Origin of the sequence: Beijerinckia sp. 28-YEA-48 (assembly GCF_900104955.1) — a bacterium.
Taxonomy (GTDB): Bacteria; Pseudomonadota; Alphaproteobacteria; order Rhizobiales; family Beijerinckiaceae; genus Terripilifer.
The window spans coordinates 141913-163284 of the sequence record NZ_FNSI01000002.1; the positions used below are offsets into that span (position 1 = coordinate 141913).

17 protein-coding genes and 1 pseudogene are annotated in these 21372 nt (G+C 59.2%); 9 read left to right on the forward strand and 9 right to left on the reverse strand.

The genetic code is table 11. The features are described 5' to 3' along the window. Positions 1-3: 3 nt before the first annotated feature. A complete protein-coding gene (locus BLW50_RS28545; protein WP_139267779.1) occupies positions 4-873 on the reverse strand; it encodes a VOC family protein in 870 nt (289 codons plus the stop codon). Positions 874-1103: 230 nt separating this feature from the next. On the opposite strand from BLW50_RS28545, the gene BLW50_RS28550 reads away from it, so the two are divergent. Beyond that, complete coding sequence (locus tag BLW50_RS28550) at positions 1104-2609, forward strand: carboxylesterase/lipase family protein (RefSeq protein ID WP_244544534.1); 1506 nt, start codon at positions 1104-1106, stop codon at positions 2607-2609. Positions 2610-2627: 18 nt separating this feature from the next. Continuing rightward, complete coding sequence (locus tag BLW50_RS28555) at positions 2628-4142, forward strand: amidohydrolase family protein (protein WP_170850434.1); 1515 nt, start codon at positions 2628-2630, stop codon at positions 4140-4142. On the opposite strand, the gene BLW50_RS28560 is transcribed toward BLW50_RS28555, so the two are convergent. From BLW50_RS28560 to BLW50_RS28590, 7 genes are all read right to left on the reverse strand, one after another. After that, complete coding sequence (locus BLW50_RS28560) at positions 4139-4855, reverse strand: ABC transporter ATP-binding protein (RefSeq protein ID WP_090710177.1); 717 nt, start codon at positions 4853-4855, stop codon at positions 4139-4141. The genes BLW50_RS28555 and BLW50_RS28560 overlap by 4 nt on opposite strands. A 2-nt stretch (positions 4856-4857) precedes the next feature. After that, positions 4858-5607 carry an ABC transporter ATP-binding protein gene (locus tag BLW50_RS28565; protein ID WP_090710179.1) on the reverse strand — a complete coding sequence of 250 codons (750 nt, stop codon included), beginning with the start codon at positions 5605-5607 and terminating at the stop codon, positions 4858-4860. Then, positions 5604-6566 (reverse strand): branched-chain amino acid ABC transporter permease, encoded by a 963-nt coding sequence (locus BLW50_RS28570; RefSeq protein WP_090710184.1) that lies wholly within the window; start codon positions 6564-6566, stop codon positions 5604-5606. The genes BLW50_RS28565 and BLW50_RS28570 overlap by 4 nt, the downstream gene beginning before the upstream one ends. Before the next feature lie 9 nt (positions 6567-6575). Further along, complete coding sequence (locus BLW50_RS28575; protein ID WP_090710186.1) at positions 6576-7430, reverse strand: branched-chain amino acid ABC transporter permease; 855 nt, start codon at positions 7428-7430, stop codon at positions 6576-6578. An 81-nt stretch (positions 7431-7511) separates the two neighbouring features. Then, positions 7512-8645, reverse strand: coding sequence for an ABC transporter substrate-binding protein (locus BLW50_RS28580; protein ID WP_170850435.1), 1134 nt, complete (start codon positions 8643-8645; stop codon positions 7512-7514). A gap of 516 nt (positions 8646-9161) precedes the next feature. Next, complete coding sequence (locus BLW50_RS28585) at positions 9162-9923, reverse strand: SDR family NAD(P)-dependent oxidoreductase (RefSeq protein ID WP_090710191.1); 762 nt, start codon at positions 9921-9923, stop codon at positions 9162-9164. Continuing rightward, positions 9916-10323 (reverse strand): hypothetical protein, encoded by a 408-nt coding sequence (locus BLW50_RS28590; RefSeq protein WP_090710194.1) that lies wholly within the window; start codon positions 10321-10323, stop codon positions 9916-9918. The genes BLW50_RS28585 and BLW50_RS28590 overlap by 8 nt, the downstream gene beginning before the upstream one ends. A 64-nt stretch (positions 10324-10387) precedes the next feature. Here BLW50_RS28590 and BLW50_RS28595 point away from each other — a divergent pair, with 64 nt between their 5' ends. The 7 genes and pseudogenes from BLW50_RS28595 to BLW50_RS28620 all read left to right on the forward strand — a co-directional run bounded on the left by BLW50_RS28595 (position 10388) and on the right by BLW50_RS28620 (position 20161). After that, positions 10388-11002 (forward strand): TetR/AcrR family transcriptional regulator, encoded by a 615-nt coding sequence (locus BLW50_RS28595; protein WP_090710196.1) that lies wholly within the window; start codon positions 10388-10390, stop codon positions 11000-11002. A gap of 16 nt (positions 11003-11018) precedes the next feature. Beyond that, positions 11019-11105: pseudogene (locus tag BLW50_RS31185) on the forward strand (phytanoyl-CoA dioxygenase); the annotation flags it as partial. A 321-nt stretch (positions 11106-11426) separates the two neighbouring features. After that, positions 11427-13478 carry an elongation factor G gene (locus BLW50_RS28600; protein WP_090710198.1) on the forward strand — a complete coding sequence of 684 codons (2052 nt, stop codon included), beginning with the start codon at positions 11427-11429 and terminating at the stop codon, positions 13476-13478. Between the two features lie 1099 nt (positions 13479-14577). Continuing rightward, positions 14578-15567: an AraC family transcriptional regulator gene (locus BLW50_RS28605; protein WP_170850436.1), complete on the forward strand. Its 990-nt coding sequence runs from the start codon at positions 14578-14580 to the stop codon at positions 15565-15567. A 630-nt stretch (positions 15568-16197) separates the two neighbouring features. After that, positions 16198-17061 carry a helix-turn-helix domain-containing protein gene (locus BLW50_RS28610; RefSeq protein ID WP_170850437.1) on the forward strand — a complete coding sequence of 288 codons (864 nt, stop codon included), beginning with the start codon at positions 16198-16200 and terminating at the stop codon, positions 17059-17061. 11 nt (positions 17062-17072) lie between these two features. Then, complete coding sequence (locus BLW50_RS28615; RefSeq protein ID WP_090710207.1) at positions 17073-18131, forward strand: helix-turn-helix domain-containing protein; 1059 nt, start codon at positions 17073-17075, stop codon at positions 18129-18131. Positions 18132-18325: 194 nt separating this feature from the next. Then, positions 18326-20161, forward strand: a complete 1836-nt coding sequence (locus tag BLW50_RS28620; protein ID WP_090710209.1) for a metallophosphoesterase family protein — start codon at positions 18326-18328, stop codon at positions 20159-20161. A 59-nt stretch (positions 20162-20220) separates the two neighbouring features. Here BLW50_RS28620 and BLW50_RS28625 read toward each other — a convergent pair whose 3' ends face one another. Beyond that, positions 20221-21291, reverse strand: a complete 1071-nt coding sequence (locus tag BLW50_RS28625; RefSeq protein ID WP_090710211.1) for a patatin-like phospholipase family protein — start codon at positions 21289-21291, stop codon at positions 20221-20223. Positions 21292-21372: the final 81 nt, after the last annotated feature.

The window sequence follows — 21372 nt, forward strand, 5'->3', positions numbered from 1 at the left end:
CGCTCAGTCCTGCTGGAAGATATGTACGACGCCGAGCGCGTTCTCTGCCGGTACATAGAAGCGATTGGTCGCCTCGACGATCGGGAAGCCCGCGGTGGTGATGATCTTGCGCGCGGCCGCCAGATCGGTGACCGAGAAGGTCATGGCCGCAATCGCCGGCGCCGGAGCGAACAGTGTGCCGGGCATATTGCTAGCTGCTTTATCCGGATTCATAAAGCGCAGGCGCGTTGCCAGCGGCAAGTCGATAACGGGATCGCCGTCTTTCGTCCGGCTCTTCTGGCCCGTCAGTGTCTCATAACGGCGCGCGGTGGCGTTGGCATCCGATGTTACGAGCAACACCTCGGCGAGCGAGGTTGCGCCATTGCGGTGCCCGAGATAGCGCGGCTGATGCACATATTCGGGATTGCGGTGGCGGGCCGCCTGGATCAACCCTTCGGGTGTCAGTGCGCGATCGAAATGTACGCAATCGAAACGTGCCGTTTTAACGCCATCTTCCGTTCCGATATCGCGTTGGAGGGCGATCACGCCTGAAGTCTTGACTTCTGCCGTCTTCAGTCGCGCATCGACGACCGAGGCGTCCTTGCAACCAAAGCAGATGATATGCGCGCCCTGGAAGCGATCGATGAATTGCCCCCAGCTCCAGTCGAGCGCCCCCGGATTCACGATACCGAGGACTTCTATATAGTTATGAGGAAAAATCGCGCAGCGATTGCCGGTCGCCATTGGCTGCACCGGCTCGCCAGGCTTGGCGGAGCCTGAGTGAACCGACAACGGCGAAAGGGTAAAGCCCAAAGCTTCGTAAAGCGCGCAGCCCTGTTCCATATCCCTAACGGCCACGCCGACATGGTTCACGCTATCGATATCGCCGATCATGTGCTGTCTCACCTTCTCCCGGATAGTTTCCTTCTTGTCGCATGTCGGATCGCTGGTCACTTGTCCGGTGGCGAACGATCAATTGTCTTGAAGCGCACCGCTCCGAACAGTCGTTGAAAGCGGCATTCTAGCACAGTTCGGTTTGCGCTCTGGCGCAAGCCCGTACGCCCCATCGGGCTAATCTGCGACCATCGAGGGAGCGGAGAGCAGAGCGGATGAGCGCGCACGACATGACGAAGGAAGCTATTGTCGAAACGCGGCTGGGCCCCGTGCGAGGTATAGGATCAAATGGAACCTATCATTTTCGTGGTGTTCCGTTTGCCCGGCCTCCGGTCGCCGAGCTGCGCCTGGCACCGCCGCAACCCGTCAGGCTTTGGCATGAGGTTCTCGACGCGACCCGACCGGCGCCCATTGCCCCGCAACTTGCCTCACGGCTCGCCCGGGTCATGGGCGATTTCGAGCGCGTACAGAGTGAAGATTGCCTGACGTTGACGATTGCCACACCAGGTTTGAACGGCCGTCGACCCGTGATTGTCTGGTTGCACGGCGGCGGCTTCTCAAGCGGTTCCGGAGGTCTCGATTGGTATGACGGCCGCCGGCTTGCTGCGGAGGGCGACGTGGTGGTCGTGGGCGTCAATTATCGTCTGGGTGCCCTTGGCTTTCTCTATGTTCCCGGCGTTTCCCCCGGCAATCTTGGCTTGCTTGATCAGGCGTTGGCGCTGCAATTCGTGCGCGCGCATATTGATCGGTTCGGCGGCGACCCGGACAACATCATAGTGATGGGCCAGTCCGCTGGCGGCAATTCCATCGTTGCACTCTTCGCCGGCGGCCTTATGCCGGCTGGCGTCAAGCGCGCGATTATTATGAGCGGCGCGATCGGCATGGGACCGCAAGACCAGACGACGGCGCGACGTATCGGCGCCGCTTATCTGCAGCACCTTGGAATCGACGCAGAAAGCACTGACGTGCGCGCAAAAATTCTTGCGCTACCCGTGACTGCATTGCTGCAGGCACAGGCCGCAACAGCGAGGGCCGAGGCTCGGTCAGGGGATACGTCGCCACCATTTCATCTCGTCGCCAACGGCGTCGGCGTGCCAGCAGATAAGCCGTTCAATCAAGCGGCGCTTGGCGCCATGCGGGGCGTCGATCTTCTAATTGGCGCGACCCAAGAGGAAATGTGCGCTTTTTTCAGTTTCGATCCAGCTATCCAAGCGCTGGACGAGGCGGGGCTTACAGACCGGGCGCGAGGTTGGTATGGCCCGGCTGCCGAGGCGCGGCTCGCCCGCGTGCGGAAGCTTCGCCCGCAAGACCGGCCCGCGGACCATCTGGTGGCGCTGGGCACAGAGGACATTTTCCTGTTTCCGGCTCTGCGCCTGGCAGAAAATTTGGCTGATGCCGGAGCACGGGTTTTCACCTATTCCTTCGACTGGCGTTCGCCTGATCTTCAGTTAAAGAGCTGTCATTGCCTGGAGTTGCCCTTCGTCTTTGGTCCGGGCGAGGCCTGGAATGCGTCACCAATGATCGCCGGCGCGGATCCCGCGATCGTTGCGGCCCTGTCGCAGGCGATGCGCGCCTCATTGTTGGCCTTTGCGCGCACCGGCACGGCGTCGGCATCGGCATTGCCGGATTGGCCGGTTTACGATCGTGCCCGACGCTCCACTCTATGTTTCGATGAAAATGCCCGTACCGAGAATGATCCCGCCGACTTTGCTTCTGCGGCCGAGCTATACGGCTAGCCATCGATGGAAATCCGCATGAATGATCGCGCACTTCTTATCCGGCAGGCAAGAGTTCTCGATCTCGATGCCAATCCGCATACGCCAGCGACGGTTGATATCCTTGTGCTGGGCGATACGATCGCAGCGGTCGGTGACGACTTGCGGCAGAGTTCGCCTGCACAAGCGGATATCATTGAAGCCACTGGCCTGCTCGCCATTCCCGGGCTGGTAAATGCGCACTATCATTCCCACGATGCGCTGCTCAAAGGGGCCTTCGATACATCGTCGTTGGAACGCTGGGCACTCAACGCGTTGCCACGTTCTTATCCACCGCGCAGCGACCGGGAATTGCGTGCCCGCACCTTGATTGGTGCTGCAGAATGTCTGCGCGGGGGCATCACAACCGTTCAAGACATGCTGAGCCTATGGCCGCTGACACGGCATCAGGCACGCGTTGTGCGTGATGCCTATGAGGAGACGGGCCTACGCGTGGTGCTCGGCTTACAAACGGCGGATGTTGGCCCACTCGACACGGTACCGTTCTGGCGGGAACTCATACCGGCGGGAATGGTGTCGCTGTTGGGCGATCCCGCGCCTGTCGAGGCCAACGAGCCTGTAGCGGAAATCGATGCTATTCTTTCCGACATGCCAAACCGGCGGGAGGGGCGTATCGCCTGGGCGGTCTGTCCATCGAGCCCGGAGCGATGTTCGCAAGATCTGCTGCTACGTCTCGTCGCGGTGGCCCGGCGCCATGGTGTGCGGCTGTTTTCGCATGTCGCGATCTCCCGTGCCGAGGCATTGGGAGCGCAGCGCATCTTCGCTGCATTCGAAGGTTCGCCGATCGTCTATCTCGACCAGCTCGACGTGCTCGGGCCTGATCTAACGCTCGCTCACGGCGTTTGGCTTGACGATCCTGATTGCGCATTGATCGCGCGTTCCGGCACGCGACTGGTGCTCAACCCGATGAGCAATCTGAAGACCAAGAACGGTATCGCCTCGTTCCGCCGCTATCACGAGGCCGGGGTATATCCGGCGCTGGGTTGTGACAATTGTTCCTGCTCGGATGCTCAGAACATGTTCCAGGCGATGAAGATCGCGACACTGGTCTCCGCTGTCACCGATCATCGCGAAGGTGGTCCGACGGCGCGCGACGCCCTTATGGCGGCAACGGCACATGGTGCTCGCGCACTTGGACTGGAGCAATCCATCGGTACGATTCGGCCGGGCTACAAGGCGGACATCACCCTGTTGGATCTGAACGATCCAGTGTTCCGGCCATTGAATAGTGCCGCGCGGCAGCTTGTCTACGGCGAATCCGGGCGAAGCGTCACAAGCGTTATCGTCGACGGCAGGATCGTGATGCGCGATCGGCGCTTGCTGACTATCGACGAGGAAGCGTTGGCCAGGGAGATCGACGCCGTCATGCCGGCCTTCGCGCGTGACGCAGCCGCCGTGCAGGCCCGCACCGAATTACTCAGCCCATTCATCGCCGAGGCCGACCGCCGCATCTGGGCGGCTGATGTCCACCTGTCGCGTTTTGCCTGCGGCTAAACGCCGAGGTACCGGTGTCGGGTCTCGTCGTCGGCCTGCAGCGCCTCGGGCGTTGTCTCATGGATAACGCGTCCTTTGCTGACGATCACGACGCGATCGGCAAGCGACAGAGCAAAATTCAACCGTTGTTCGATCAAGAGGAGCGCCGAGCCGCTGCGTTTCACGTCCTTCAATACGGTTTGCAATTCACGGACTAGCAATGGCGACAGGCCCTCGGTCGGTTCATCGAGCAGGACCAAGCGGGGATGGCCGACGAGAGCGCGGCCGACGGCCAGCATCTGCTGCTCACCGCCCGAGAGACTGCCGGCGCGGGTGTCACGACGTTCTTTCAATCGGGGAAACGCGGCATAAACGCATTCCGGCGTCCACGCGAGCTCATGTTTGTCGAACCGACGCAAGCCACTGGCGACATCGAGTGTCTCGGCGACGCTCAAGGAGCGGAAGGTGCGCCGGCCCTGTGGCACCAAAGCGACACCAGCGCGGCTGATTGTTTCTGGCACACGCCCCGCGATCTCCTGACCGGCAAAACGGATCGAACCGCGGCGCGGCGGAACAAAGCCGATGATCGAGCGCACGAGTGTAGTCTTGCCGACACCATTGCGCCCGAGAACAGCGAGCACCTCTCCAGGATTCACCTGTAGCGAAATGCCCTGCAAAACATAGCTATCGCCGTAGTAGGTGTGAACGTCGTCGATCGTGATCAGCGGTTCCATGGTCAGATCTCGTCGCCGAAGTAGATTTGCTGGATATCTTTGTTGTCGCGCACCTCGGCGGCTGAACCGCTGAAGAACAGCCGGCCATTGTGCAAGATGGCGAACCGATCAGCGATCTGGAAAGCGACATCCATATCGTGTTCAATCACAAGAACAGCAACATCCCGGCTCAATCCTTGGATCAGCGAAACGACATTGTCGGTCTCGAGAGCCGAGAGACCTGAGGTCGGCTCGTCGAGCAGCAGGAGGCGAGGCTCATGGGCAACCGCCATCGCGATCTCAAGTTTGCGCTGGTCGCCGTAAGCAAGATCGCGCACAAGCGCCTCTGATTGATCGGAAAAACGCCACTCGGCAAGAATTTTGCTGACACGCTGGTGCACTGGGCCATCCGCGCTCGCGTCACGGAAGGCGGCGAGACCCGATGTCGCCAGAGCGGAAACGGCCAGCCGCACATTCTCAGCTACAGTCATCTCAGGAAACAGCGAAGTGATCTGGAACGTTCGCGCCAGCCCACGACGGGCGCGTTGTTGCGGAGACAGTGCGGTAATATCTTCGTCGAACAGCCGGATACGGCCAGACGTTGGCGTCAATTGTCCACCGATCATATTGAACAAGGTGGTTTTGCCGGCACCGTTGGGGCCGAGCATGACCAATCGTTCGCCGGGAGCGATCTCCAGCGTAACATTGTCCACGGCGCGGAGGCCGCCGAACTGAATCGAAAGTGCGCTGACGGAGAGAGCAGGAGATGTCATGCCTTTTTGTCTCCACGCAGACGCTCACGAAAGAGTGCCACAAGTCCGTTAGGGGCGAGCAGCACCACGGCGATGTAGAGCAGCCCTAAGATCATCGACCAGCGATTGGTGAAACTACTGACGCCGTGGCTGAGGAAAACGATGAGAAAAGCACCAACGAATGGCCCCAGCAGCGTGCCGGCACCGCCGACGATCACCATCAAAGTGATTTCGGCCGAGACGACCACGCCTATCGATTCCGGGCTCATGAAGCCCTTGTAATAGGCAAAGAGAACTCCGGCGAAGCCAGCGAAACCGGATGCAAGGATGAAGGCAAGGTATTTGTGCAGCCAGACGCGATAGCCAAGGGCTGCCATGCGCTGCGGATTTTGCTGGATGCCACGCAGCGCCTGGCCAAAGGAAGAACGCACGATCGCATGCATCAGCAGCAATGCGACAGCTGCCGCGACGATGACGAAAACGAGATAGGTATTGGTGTCAGCCAGCGATATGCCTGGCAGGCCGAGGCTGGGACGGGGGATGCCACGCAGGCCGTCATCGCCCCCGGTCAAGCTGCGCCAGGAAAAAGCTATCGCCCAGGTGATTTGGCCAAGCGCCAATGTGATCATGAGGAAGTAGACGCCGACTGTTTGCAGCGCAACGGCGCCAAAAATTGCACCGACCGCCATGCTGAACGCCACCGCTGCCAGCGCGCTGAGCCAGAAATTGTCGCCGACATGAATTGCGAACAATCCAGCGACATAAGCGCCGACGCCGAAATAGGCGGCGTGCCCGAGCGAAGGCAGGCCGGTATAACCGAGGAGCAGATTCAGGCTCAATGCTAGGATGGAGAAGATGACGCCATCGATCATAAGCCCAGCATAGTAGGATGGCAGAAACGTGCTGATCACAGCGGCGAGGGCGAACACGACGACGCTGGCGGCGAAGGTCGTGGATTTTGTGACAGTGGCGGTGGTCATGAACGATCCCTACGCGCGGCCAAACAGGCCGTTCGGCTTGATAGCCAGCATGGCGACCATCGGCACGAAGACCGTGAACATGGCAAGCTCTGGCACGATGGCCTTGCCGAGTGTGTCGATGAGGCCGATCAGCAGGCTACCGATGAACGCGCCGCGCAAACTGCCGAGCCCGCCAATGACGACGACGGCAAATGCTTGCAGGACAACTTCGAAATCGGCGCCGGGATAGACGCCCAGCATGGCGCCGCCGAGCACGCCAGCGGCGGCGGCCAGCGCCGCGCCGGCGGCGAAGACCATCAGGAAGACCAGACGGATATTGACGCCAGTCGCCCGCGTCATGTCGGCATCGTCAACACCAGCACGAATGATAGCGCCAATCCGGGTGCGTTCGATCAGCAACCACAGGCTGATAGCGACCACGACGCCGGCAATCGTCAGCGCAAGACGATATTTCGGAAAGACGAGGCCGGCGAGCCGATAGGAGCCTTCAAGGAATTCCGGTCGGGGCAGGGTTTGCGGCAAACCACCCCACCACCAGAGCGTTGCGTCGGAGATGATCAGCAGGAGGCCAAAACTCATCAGCACCTGGCCGAGTTCATTGTGCTGCACACGTTGCAACAAGAAACGTTGCGTCAACATGCCCACTACGCCAACCACAATTGGCGCTAGGAGAAGGCCCAACCAAAAACTGTCCGTAGCATTGATGACGCTGAGGCCGATATAGCCACCCAGCAGATAGAAAGAGCCATGCGCCAGATTGATGATCCGCATCAATCCAAAAATAATAGATAGGCCAGACGCGAGCAGGAATAGGAGCATCGCGAGCGTCAGCCCGTTGAGAACCTGTATTGAAATGGTGGCCATTGTTTCCGCCAAGCGCCTCGCCGGTGAGGCGTACCAACGTTTCCTTCGGCTGGGATTGTGCCAGCCGAAGGAAACGCGAACTTACTTAACCCAGTCGTTGGCGAGATCACGGTAGGGCTTCATCGCCATAAATTGCTTCGGCTCCCAGGTATAGAACTGCGAAATCTGGGGGAAACGGGCGATGGGTTTATTGACCAATTTTCCGTTCTGACGGGCAACCTCGAAAGCATAGATGTCGTGCACAGGACTGTTGTAGGCATCGAACTTGAAAGGTCCGCGTGGTGAATCAAAGGCGACGTTTTTAAGCGCCTCGTTGACTGCGTTCTTGTCAGTCAGGTTGCCATTCAGTTTCTCAATCGCCATGTGAATGGCCTTGGCCGCAACATACGAGCCCTCAGCGTAGAACGTCGGCGGGCGCTTATACTTGGTTTCGTAGGATTTCACAAAAGCAGGATTGCCGGGTGTGTCGATAGCCGCGGAATAATGAGCTGCGGTGATGATACCGAGCGCGGCGTTACCTTGCTGCGCCAGAATCAAGTCGTCTGTCAGAAGACTCGTTCCGACGAGGGGAATTTTACCGCGCAATCCATATTCATCATATTGCTTGACGAATTTGATCGCTTCCGAGCCAGCGAAGACCGCCACGACGGCATCAGCTTGATCAGTCTTCATCGAAGTGAGGAACGGCGCGAAATCGGCTGCTCCGAGAGGCGGATAAAGTGTCTGCACCACTTTGCCGCCGGCCTCCACATAGGTCCGCGCAATGCCTCCCGTCTGCTCGAAGCCCATGGCGTAGCCCGGCGCAATCATGATGATGCGCTTATAGCCTTTTTCGAACAGCCATTTGCCAAAGGGATGGCTCGCCTGGCTGCCGGAACTATTGGTGCGAAAAATGTTCGGTGCCGCCAGTTCCTGGGTGAGGCCGTCCGCGCTGGCTACAGACACGACGAGCGGCACGTTCTGCGCGACCATATAGTCGCGCAGAGCATAGGCGACGCTCGACGAGACGACGCCGCCGACGAAGTTCACTTTGTCGCTTTCAACGAGCTTCTTCGCTTTGGTCAGACCGACATCGGGCTTGGCTTGTGAGTCCTCGTAGATCAACTCTACTTTTTTCCCAGCGGCTTGGTTCTTAATCTCATCGAAATAGAGCTGGAAGCCATTGCGCACGTCCTCACCAATGACCGCGAAAGGACCGGTATTGGGTGACAGCACGCCAATGCGAACGGCGTCTTGCGCCGAGGCCTGTGAAAAGGCGCCGAGGGCGAGCGCCGACAGTGCCGCTCGATAGAGCGATGTCGTCCAATTGCGTTTCATTGATGAAATCCCTTTCGCGATCGGCGCCGACGGGCAGAGGCCCCGGACCTGTTCTTCCCCGCGCCATTATTCTGGGCCGTGGCGGCTCACACGGCTTGCGTGCGAGCGCAGCCTCCGTTGCGCACCGGTGCAGGACAAAAGGCTGGCTGGGATCGCGTCACGGGGCAATACGGGATCAAACTGGGCGATTAAGCGGAGGAGTGACAAACTCAGCCAACGTGCCACTCGATAGGGTGCGGCCGAAAAACGAGTGTTGACTGAAGGTTATCGCGAATTCGGATATCCCCGGATAAACAAAGGATAGATCTCATGAACTACGAATCTGGGGGTCAGAGGTTCGAATCCTTTCGGGCGCCCCAGCTTGGATGACCGTGTCAGCTGAGAACGAATGTCAGGGTGTATGTCCGACACCGGCTAGATCATCACCGCACCGCCCGCCACGTCGAGGACGACGCCGGTGATCCAGCCGGCGGCGTCCGAAGTCAGATAGAGTATAGCGTGGGCCACATCCTCGGGTGTTCCCAGGCGCTGAATGGGATGTTCGGCACGCAGCTGCTCCTGCTGTGCCTGCGGTATCCGCTCCAGATTGCGCTCGGTCAGGATCGTCTCGGGGGCGACGCAGTTCACGCGAATGCCATACGGCCCGGCCTGAGCCGCGACATCTTGGGTCAAAATCACAATGCCCGCCTTCGCCACTGCATAGGGGATGGGCGCGCGGGGGTGCGGTTTGCGCGCGGCAGCCGACGAGACTGTTACGATGGCGCCGCGCTTTCGCGCCTTCATGCTCGGCAGGAAGCACTTCAGGGTCAGGAAGGTGGCTGTGAGGTTTCCCTCGACAGAAGCGCGCCACCCGTCCTCAGGGATATCTTCGATCATTGCAGGCGGGGTGAAGCTGCCGCCTGCGTTCGCCACTAAGATGTCGACCGGCCCGAGCTCGCGCTCGATACGCAGCCGCATGGTCTCGATCGCGCGGAAGTCGGTGACATCGCCTGCAACTTCTATCGCCTGTCCGCCTAAATCGTGGATATCGCGCCGCACCGCCTCGAGTGCTTCGGTATCGCGCCCATGCAACGCCACCAGCGCGCCTTCGCTGGCAAACAGCCTAGCCACGGCAGCCCCGATGCCACGCGAGCTGCCAGTTACAAGTGCGACGCGGCCCTTAAGAGCTTCAGACATAGCGAGACACTGCCATGCACACGACAGCCACGGCCAGCAGCCCTGCAGCAACGCGCTGGGCGATCGCGATCCTGCCGCGCGACGCCGCCGCGTCAGCCTCGGATGCGGCGGTCCGCAATCGCCAGACCGCCGGCAGCGAAAGCGCCTGCAGACCGGCTGCCACGATGGCACAACCTGCGCCAACGGCTAGTACGCGTTCCATGGTTCCGGAGCCATCGAGATGCAGCACGACCCACAAGGCTACACCGGCGATTACGGTCACCGCCGCTGCTCCCATCTGGGGAATGGCCAGCTGTTCCGCGCCGGCGCCGGCGGTTCGCGCCAGCATAAAGGTTGTACCGGCCCAGAACACTGCCGGTAGCACATGCAGCACTGCCACGATCATCAGGGTCACTTGCATCAAAGCCTCGCTTGGTAGATAATTGACTTTACAATATGTATACTTAAATGAGGCACAAGACAATATGACCCTGCGCCCGTACCGGAGCCGCGTTCGCGCCGAGGCCGCCGAACAGACACGACTGCGCATCACTGCGGCTGCAGCGGAGGTACTTCGCGCCCGGGGCGCCGGCGGCTTTTCGCTGGAGTCCGTCGCCAAGGAGGCGAGCGTGACGCGGCTGACCGTCTACAACCAGTTTGGCTCCCGCCGCGCCCTGCTAGAAGCTGTCTTCGACGATCGCGCCGCCAATGGCGGGCTGCATCGGCTGCGCGATGTCATGGCCGACCCCGATCCGCGGGCGGCGCTGCGTAGGCTGGTCGACGTTTTCTGTGGCTTCTGGAGTTTCGATCAGGCATCGCTCGGCGGCTTGCACGCAGCGACCTTGGGCGACGCCGAATTCGAAGTCAGCCTTCGTCAGCGCAACGAACGCCGCCGCAAGGCCATCTCGGTGCTGGTCGGCCGTCTCGCAGCGCGGGGCGACCTCGCCGAGGCGACGACCAAGGATCTGACGGATTTGCTGTTCGTCATGACCAGTTTTCAAACCTACGCGGAGTTGGCTGTCGATCGGACACCGGACGTCATCTGCACGCTCATCTGGCGGACGGTCGAGGACGCAGTCCGGCGCGCAGCCGAAAACTAAGCTCAGGACCTGTAGCTATTCGGCGTGGCGCGTCAACATCACGTGGCACGGCCGCGCCTTGCTTATGCTGTTCCTGTTCTCCGACGTTACGGAGGACGACGCATCAGCGTCTGCGCCGCCCATCCGATCTTCGCGGCGACCGACATAATCGCGACCTATCGGGATGAGTGCTCGTGTGCGTGATCGAGGACCGGCCGAAATCGCACGGCTGCGAACTTCCGGCATTTGCTCATGATGGCTCCAACGTCTCAGGCGTTGGAGCCTCCGGTAAACCTGGGGCGGTTCATATTGCCCCGGGTGTTGGGTTTCTGGCGTGAATGTCCTGACTGCGGCCGGATTTACCATCCCCATGGGCCCGGACTTGTGGCATGCTTCTCATTGGTACTTCACTCAGAGAGGGCCGTGTTCAGACAGGAGGCTGAAGATGGGACATGATGATGTAAGAAGTCCACGCGGTCCCCGGTGCATCGCACTGGTGGGCCCGTTCCAAAGTGGTAAAACCACGTTACTCGAAGCTATCCTGTGCCGAACCGGAGCGATTCCTAAAGCAGGCGCAGTCGAGGCAAGAAACACCGTTGGGGATTCGTCTCCAGAGGCGCGCCTGCATCAGATGAGTGTGGGCCTGACGATGGCAACCGCCACTTTCATGGGCGACAGCTTCACGTTCATCGATTGTCCTGGGTCGGTGGAATTCGCACACGAGATGCGCGCGGTTCTGCCCGCGGTCGATGCTGCGGTGGTTGTGTGCGAGGCCGACGAACGCAAGCTACCACAGTTGCAACTCTTGCTCCGCGAACTGGAAAACCTTGGCATCCCGCGTTTCCTGTTTCTCAACAAGATTGACAAGGCCAACAAGCGGATCCGCGAAACGCTGGCGATGCTGCAGCCAGCGTCGCGCACGCCGCTTGTACTGCGGCAGATTCCGATCTGGAAGGGAGACATCATCTCTGGCTTTGTCGATCTCGCGCTCGAGCGCGCTTTCGTCTATCGCGAACATATGCCCTCCGAGGTGATTGGTCTTGAGCCGGGTGATCTCGACCGAGAGAAGGATGCCCGTCTCATCATGCTGGAGAAGCTAGCAGACCACGACGACAGGCTGCTGGAGCAACTGCTGGAAGATATTCCGCCGCCACGCGACGCGGTGTTCGACGAACTCGCCAGCGAATTGCGGCAAGGACAAATCTGTCCGGTGCTGCTCGGCTCCGCCGCGCGCGAGAACGGGATACTGCGGCTGATGAAGGCGCTACGCCACGAAGTGCCCGGCGTGGCCAACACCGCGCGGCGTCTTGGTGTGTCCGACGAGAAGACGGGGCTGGCCTACATCATGAAAACCACGCACCTTCAGCACGGCGGCAAACTGTCGCTCACGCGCGTCTTGCGCGGCCAGTTCACCGACGGTGATGCCGTTATGTCATCCGGTGGGAAGACGGGGCGTGTCTCCGGCATTTTTGCAACGAACAGCGGCACCGACGGCAAGCGCAGCTCCGCTGCGGCGGGTGATACGGTGACGCTCGGCAAGCTTGAAACGGTGGAGACTTGCGAGACACTGACCACCGGCAAGACCCCACCTGCTGCCCTTGCCAATGTCGTGCCCGCTCCGCCGGTGCTGGCGATTGCCATCATTGCAAATGACCGCAAAGACGACGTCAAGCTCGGACAAGCATTGACGCGCCTGACCGACGAAGATCCCTCGCTCAGTGTGGTCCACAATTCGATCACACATCAGATGGTGCTGTGGGGGCATGGCGAAATGCATCTACGCGTTGCGATGGAGCGGTTGCAGGATCGTTTCGGTATCAGCGTGAAGCAGCATGCGCCGCCGGTCGGCTATCAGGAGACCATCCGCAAGCCAACCACACAGCGCGGACGGCATAAGAAGCAATCAGGCGGCCACGGTCAGTTCGGCGATGTGGTGTTGGACATCAAGCCGCTGGCGCGCGGCTCAGGCACAGTGTTTCGTGAGACCATCGTCGGCGGCGCGGTGCCGAAGAACTACATCGGCGCAGTCGAGCAGGGGGTCGGCGACGGGTTGATGCACGGTCCGCTCGGTTTTCCTGTCGTCGATGTGGAGGTGACGCTGACCGACGGCTCCTATCACAGCGTCGATTCGTCCGATCAGGCGTTCCGCACCGCCGCCCGCATCGGCGTCACAGAGGCACTCCCGCATTGTACGCCGGTGCTGCTCGAACCCATCCATGTCGTGGAGATCGTATGCCCGAGCGATGCCGTCGCGAAGGTCAACTCGATCATATCTGGCCGACGCGGCCAGATACTCAGCTTCGGTACTCGCGAGGGATGGCTGGGCTGGGATGTGGTGCGAGCGACGATGCCGGAAGCGTTGATCGGTGATCTGATCGTGGAACTGCGCTCGGCCACGGCCGGCGTCGGCGGTTTTACCCGCCAGTTCGGCCATATGGCGGAGGTGACCGGTCAGGCGGCAGGCCAAATCATCGCCAGCCATCGTCCAGCGGCTTAGGCAGTGATCTCCTGAGTCACTTCGGTCTGAAAGGTGGTAGGCGCCCATCGGTTTCTATACGCGCTTTTGACCCACTGCTTGATCGCCGCAAGCCGGCGCGATGTGTTGTCGTCGTGCGGGGGCTCTCCATTATTCCTGGAATTGGGATGGCGACAGTCTCGCTGCCGTCTGCCGGAGAGGGCATCGTCCTGCGCGCGATCTTAAAGACCACGACCGAGCGAACGCCAAAAGGCGGCGGCGAAAATCGGTAAGAAAATCTGCTTCTCTGTCAGAGTACGGGTTCGCGTCCCGTCGTCCGCACCACTTTCCGTTCGGCCTGTATTTGCGAGAGGCGCGGGTTCCCGCAAGCAACTGACCACGGGGCCGATGGAAGACATCGCCGCGTATGTCAACCAGGTTGTGGAGGAGGGGCGCTGGTCTCCGCGTATCGACCGGCTACCTTACTACACCGGGCCGGTGCGTGTGACGTAGCAAGGGCTGAGTGGATTCCTGGTAGCAATATATATGTCTGCAGCAACGGCGGTCTCAGCTGGATTTCGGCAAGCAATATCCTCATGCCGAGCCAGGCCCGCACCGCTCTATCTCCATGCGGCTCATCACGATCACCGTCATCGACGGTTCCTTACATGCGATAAACTATCGGTATCGCTGTAAAGTCGCACTTCAAGATAGACCCCATCATAGAGGCGGCTCGCTTCCCATGGAGCAGGCTCGCAGCCCTGGCCAAAGAGAATGCCTTCCCTTGACTGATCCAAAATAATGCGATCGCTCATGGAATTAAATTTCGTCTCACGATCAATATGTGCGCTGCCCGCCTCCACGATAGTTGCAACATCCGAGCAAATAGACCGCTAGAACGACGATACCACATGTATACAAACTCGCACGTTGCCTTCCACTTTCCTCATTCATAATTAGATATTAGGCGCTACGAGGTCGCACGAATCGCGACATTCAATCCATGAGTACGAACGTGATTGCCGTCGGCAAGATGGTTAAATTCGGGTCACGATCCTAATCGTTTGCTGATGTCCGAGTTAAGGAAAAGCGGACGAGTCCGGTATTCCGTAGCATGGATGACATCTTGTGGAGGCTATGGATGCTGGGGGCCCCGAGCTGGTACGCACGGAAATACAACTCAGTCGTGGCCCGCACCCGTGAGTCCGATCCCGACGCGGAATTCCATGTCCGACAGATCGGTGCGCAACGCCACACATCGCGACTGGCGACCATCGACTATGGCGATGCGTTCGTCCTCGACCTGCGAGACAAAGGTGGCATCGCGATGTCGGGAGCGATCAATGACAATGCCCTGACAGCAGTGTTCCTTTGGGGCGAAGGTACCAACTTCAACGGGGAACGGAGTGAAATACCAAGGTTGCGGATCCTCGGTCCGAGAACGGAATTCAACCTTGAGATGCCCGGCAGCTATCGCCTCATGCGGGTCGGTCTGCGCGACTCCGCACTCGATTCGTTGCGTGCAGCATCTGCTTCAAACCCAAATCGACGAAGCTGGCTGTTGCCCGGGGTGCACGAGCAGCGTTTCGCCCCAGGAGCCGAACTAGAACTTCAGCAGAAGCTGCTACGGACTGTCCGTTTTGCAGAACTTGCAGCGCGACGCAGCTGCGACCTTGGTCCCAGCTTGGCGGTTGCAGCGAGCGAGGCGGGCGCCGCGCTCGCGCGGATGCTCTCGGGGACGGAGGTACCGTCCGCCCGTAGCTTCGGCTCCCGTGATCGGCGCAATATTGTTGATGCCACGCTCGCGATCCTCGAAACGAAGCCGCGGAGTCCGGTTTCGGTCAGTGCCATCTGCGACGTACTGGGTGTCGGTGAGCGAACCTTGGAGCGCGCTTTCCAAGAACATCTGGGACTAAACCTTCGCGCCTATGAGCGGGAGCGACGGTTACGGGCCGCACACGGCCTCATCCTAACGGAGGGCAATCGTCTCTCGATCACTGATATCGCCATGAGCTTTAGCTTCTGGCACCTCGGGCGTTTCGCCGGTGCCTATGCGGCGCTCTTTGGATGCTCGCCCAGCGAGACGCGGCGACGTATTTGGGGAGACGCGGATGATCCGATCTTCAATTGAGGGAGAGCAGGTCGCCAGCTCTCGGAAGCGGAACAAGGACCCTGGTCGAACGGTTAGTTTCTGCCCTGTCATTCAGTTGGATCGTGCATACTTCCCTTTAGACATCATCGCATACCCCATCTCGGAATGAGCTGGCGTTGTAGACCCAATCAGGTTCGGAACGTTCCAGAGAAGCTCTGCACTAAACGCGACGCCGGTTCCGACCGAAGGACAGTTGCCGGAGAAATGCAACCCGGCCGAAGAAACTCATTCGACACCCGAACCTTTAGAAACGTAAGATAAAAACTCCCCCGCCCGGACCAAGAACCGGCGGGCCCTACACGGTACAGACGACACTCCCACAGCCACTTAATATGCCATCCAGGCGCGCGCCCGCTCCTTGCGCGTTAGGCAGTGTCGTGTCGGAAAGTGGATAGAGATTAGTCGGCTTCAGGCCTCTGATAGCCGCGATCTGATTGCCCCTATTTCGGAATTATTTTGGCTCTCCGCCCTGCTATCGATCTGGATACTTCGTCGACGTCCCCAGCGGAACAATTCGACGTTTACCGAACCTGGTACGCCGGGGTCGCCGAAATCCAGCTACTGCGAGCCGAGCGCCCTGTATTCCCGGCTCGCCAGCAGACATGGCAGTTGGGAGATCTTGCACTCAGCGCAATCAAGCTTCCTGGGTCCGGACACACCATTCGATGGGAGCATCAAAAACGGCCACTGCTGGATCATTTGGTGCTGTCGGTACCGTTTTCTCACTCCCTTGGCGGCGATATGATCGCAGGAAAGCCTCGAATGAGGTGCTTAGCGTTACCCGATAGTGGGTTGACCCATGATGATCTATTCATCTTGCTCTATTTGCCACGCACGTTGCTTGGAACCAATTTTTTAAGACTCGAAATCCGCGACGTTACGCTAAGCTTCTTGGCGGACTACATGCTTCTTTTATACCGCTCGGTTCCTATTCTTAGAGAAAGCGATCTACCTCATATCGTTGCAGCGACGAGCAATATTTTCACGGCGGCCCTTACATCGTCAAACGATAATATCGCAGCAGCACAGGGACAGATCGATGCCGTCAAAACGGCTCGCATTGCCCAGATTGTCCAAGAGCGGCTTAATGATCGCAATCTCACGCCGGACAAACTCTGCCATGCAGCCGGCGTCTCACGATCCCGTCTCTATCGGATATTCGAACCGGCGGGAGGAGCCACCAACTACATTCGTCGCAAGCGATTGCTTAAGACGCGCGCTATTTTAGCCGACAAGTCAGATCGACGAACGATCTCCAACGTTGCCGAAGAATGGGGTTTCACAGACATCTCCGGTTACAGCCGGATGTTCAAGAAAGAATTCGGCATAACCCCCAAGGAGGCGCGCGATTTGGGATGGCGAGGTCTCAAGCACTCCGCTTGGCTGAGTATCAGTCAAGCAAGGGATGAGCGTTGCACGCTCCAAGACCTCCTTATCAACAACTCTCTCGGCCTTTCCTTCTCTCCGAAATAATTAGGTACGACATGCATGGTAATGCCTGCACTGCTGGCGGAAGCGGCGCAACCGGAGGTCAACGGCCTTTGAAATGCGCAATCGACATCAATACCTCATCGGCGCCACCTGCCGAACAGTACGATCTCTTTCGGAGTTGGCACTCGAACATTGCCGACGTCGAATTGCTTCGAGATAAGTTCGAAACGTTCACCGCGCGTGAGCGTGTGTGGCAATTGGGTAGCCTCGTTCTGGCCTTAATCGAATATCCCGGAACTGGTTACTTCCGCCGCTGGAGCAGCAAGAAGAACCCCATATTCGACCATTGGCTCATTTCAATGCCACAAACCATTTCATCGGATAATGGGCGCCCGGAAATGAGCCAATTACGTTGGCAATGCCTAGCGGCTCCACATCAAGATCAGGGCGAAGATGATGGCATTCTTTGTCTCTTCCTTCCGCGAGATTTCGCTGTCTTGCAATCTTTATCGCTCGAAATTCGCCCAGACATGATGAGGTTCATCATAGATTATATGATATTACTATATGGTTCTCTTGCCGACCGGACAGAGAACGACGTTCCATTCATCGCCGCTGCTACGACCAGTCTAATATCTGCTTGTATAACACCATCCAGGGATCATTTCGTCGAAGCGCAAGGAGCCATCGATGCGGTCCTCATGGCTCGCGCGACCAGGTTCATTGCAACGAGACTTGCCGATCGAAATCTGACGCCAGGAAGACTCTGTCATGAACTCGATATTTCTCGCTCCCGTTTATATCGGATTTTTGAGCCGATGGGAGGCATATCAAATTACATCAGGCGACAGCGATTGCTAAAGACACGAGATGCCTTGGCCGACAGCGCAAACGGCAGCCATATATCTAGCATCGCAGAGAAATGGGGCTTCAGCGATGCATCGACCTACAGCCGGGCATTCAAAAAAGAATTCAGATTTTCTCCAAAAGACACTCGTGCCGCCGATTGGCTGGGCATTCATGATGCGTCCTCATTGGAACAATCCAGCGAAAATACAGCTTCGCTAAGCAACCTGCTGCTCAACAATTATCTATGCAACCGTCAGCTCTAGTTACGGTTCCAATAGCGCGTTCTGTCTTAGGAAACTCGCTTGAACGAGAGTCTCGAAGGCCTGATCATGTCCTGAAACCATCGCATCGACCGGCTTCTTCTCTGAAGATATCTGAGCCAGTTTAGGAACTGCTCAAAGAAGAAGAACCAGATAGCAAACGCCAATAGCGGGGCCGGGGGTGAGCAGTTTCAGACATGATTGCCGCTGGCCAGTGCCTGTTAACGGCATCGCTGGAAGGATGTTCCCGGCCCGATTGTCAATGGCGGATTGGTAGAGTAGCGTTCCTCATCATGATTATCGAGCCGCGAAACGGCGATGCCCAGGACGACGCAACCAGCACGAAGAAGCGCTCGCTAATCGCGATTGCCGGCAGTTCGCTCGGCGAGATCAGCCTGGTTAAACTTGCGCTTACCTGGATCGTCGGTGCGGCTCTCCCTAGTCTCCTGCTGGGCGCCGCGCCCTTGATCCTGACCGCTTGGGTCGCGAAGGTATCGGGACGCATCGCGGCGCTCGCTGGGATCGGCTCTCTGGTTCTGCTTGCTCTCGTCGGCGTGGCTGGCTGGTATGGCTTTCGACCACTCCTTCGAATCGCAGAAAAGAGCTTCTGGTCTCTGCACGCGCTCGCGGTTCAGCCGGGCTATGCCATCTGCCGGGAGGGGTTGCAGCATCTAGCCGAACACTTCGTTCCCATCCACAATAACCCGGATAAGCGCGCAACCCTGCGTGCCGTGAGCGCGATCGGTGCCGGATTGCTCGGTTGCCTCCTCGCCAGCGTGGTCATTGCCCTCGTCTGGCCTGCCACACGCTGGACCAGCGACTTCGTTGACTTCATCGATCCGCTGCAGCTTGTCGTTCCAGCCTTCGCCAATGCGGTTGTGGTGATGTCTCTCTATCTGGCCCTGGCGTCGTTGCTTTGGGGCATAGCCGACGGCTTCATGGATCAGCCACGCGATCTTGAGAGCTTCGACACCGCGCCCTCCGCAGCTCGCAGATGGCGCGTTGCCCATCTCTCCGATGTGCATGTTGTCGGGGAGCGATATGGCTTCAGGATCGAGAGCGGGCGTGCTGGCCCGCGCGGCAACGAGCGATTTCGGCAAGTGCTCGACAAACTTGCGGAGATTCACGCAGCCGAGCCGCTCGATCTGCTGCTGATCACAGGGGATATGACAGATGCCGGGCGTTCGGCCGAATGGGCTGAATTCCTCGACGCGATGGAGAGGCACGGTACCCTTGCCGAACGTAGCCTGATTCTGCCGGGCAACCACGACGTTAACATCGTCGATCGCGCCAACCCCGCCCGGCTTGAACTGCCAGGGAGCCCAGGCAAACGTTTGCGCGAGATGCGTACCTTATCCGTCATGGCGGCTCTTCAAGGCGAGCGTGTGCAGGTCTTCGACCACAGCCGAACCAAGCTGGCGGGCAGCCTCGCCGACGCAGTGGCGCCACACCGGAAAAAAATCGCGGCTTTTGCCGACAGCGGCGGCCTGCGCCTGTCGGCAGGCCTCGCCGCGATCTGGGCAGACGTCTTTCCGATGGTTTTGCCTCCGGCGGAGCCAGAAGGGCTCGGCATTATCCTGCTGAACTCAAATGCAGAAGCGAATTTCTCTTTCACCAACGCGCTCGGCCTCGTCGCCGAGGAAGATATGCAGGCGGTTCTCGTCGCGACCCGCACATTTCCGAAGGCGCGCTGGATTTTGGCCCTCCACCACCACCTGACCGAATATCCAAGACCCGCGAAAGCCTTGTCGGAGCGGATCGGAACGGCTCTCATCAACGGCAGCCGCTTGCTGCGGCTCCTTCAACCGATCGCGCCACGCATGATCGCGATGCATGGGCATCGTCATATTGATTGGATTGGACGCTCTGGAGCGCTCAAGATCATTTCTGCGCCTTCGCCGGTCATGGAAATGACAGACACCAAACCGAGTTATTTCTATATTCACACGCTCGCGGCCGTGCCCGAGGGGATCGCCCTGTTGGAGCCGCAGCGCGTCGTAATCGCCCCGTCATCGCCGGAGGTCGCGGCGTGATGCCTAAATTCTCCGTGAGCTTGCCAGATGCTGTATGATCCAGCCGCATGACCACTTGGTCAAACCCCTTTGGTAAATTCGCCAAGGTCGAGTGTCGAGCGCTTTCCGATCTCGTCGCGATGCGTCTGAAAGAAGGCCTCGGCGGAGCGCCGACCCTCGTCATGGAGCATCGTTAGAAACGACCATTCCGCATTGAGTTTCGAGGAATAGCCCAGCTCGGTCATGGCATCGCTGGTAACACGGTGGATCCGCATGCGGGCCCAGCGTCCGCCCTCGCTGGCACTAGAGATCGCCTCGCGCTGCAGCAGCGCCATCATGCGCAGTTCCTTCAGCAACACAGCATTGAAGGAAACTTCGTTGAGCCGGTTTAGGATGTCGCGTGCGGTCCGCGGTGTTCCTGGCCTGTCCACGGGGTTGATTTGAACCAAGACTGTATCGCGCGCGTTACTCTCTTCGATCAGAGGGGTCATGATCGGGTTGCCGGAATAACCGCCATCCCAATAGCTTTCACCATCGATCTCGACGGCTTGAAACATGGTCGGGAGGCAGGCGGACGCGAGCAGAACATCGGGTGTGATCTCCGCATTACGGAAAACGCGGCCACGGCCGGTCCGGACGTTTGTCGCCGTGATGAACAGCTTGATCGGGCTTTCCGCAAGCGCCTCGAAATCGATGATCTCAGCCAGGATACTGCCCAGAGGATTGGTGCCCATCGGGTTGAGGCTGTAAGGCGAGACCACCCGCGACATCATATCGAACGCGACGAAGAGCGGGGAAGTATCGAGCGTCCAGCGTCCGAGCAAAATATCAAGTGGCGAACGCTGGAATGGACTAAATCTCGCCGCCTCGGAAACCTTTCGCCAGAATTGGTTGAGCGCTTCGCGCGCGCCGTCGCGGCCGCCAGCTCCAAAGCCAGCAGCTAGGACCGCCGCATTCATAGCCCCGGCCGATGTGCCCGAGATGGCCTCGATATCGAGCCAATCTTCCTCGAGAATGCGGCACAGCACGCCCCATGTGAAAGCACCATGCGCGCCGCCGCCCTGCAACGCGAGATCGATATTGAGCCGTTCGCGCCCAGAGTCTTGCCCGCCGTTTTCGGGGGAATGGGGGGAAGGACGCGTCTTGCTCATTGAACATCACCTCTGCCGGCCGAACCAGCTTTCCATGAGGACCTTTTCAGCTGGAGCCAGATCTGGTTGGCCCGGCCCGCA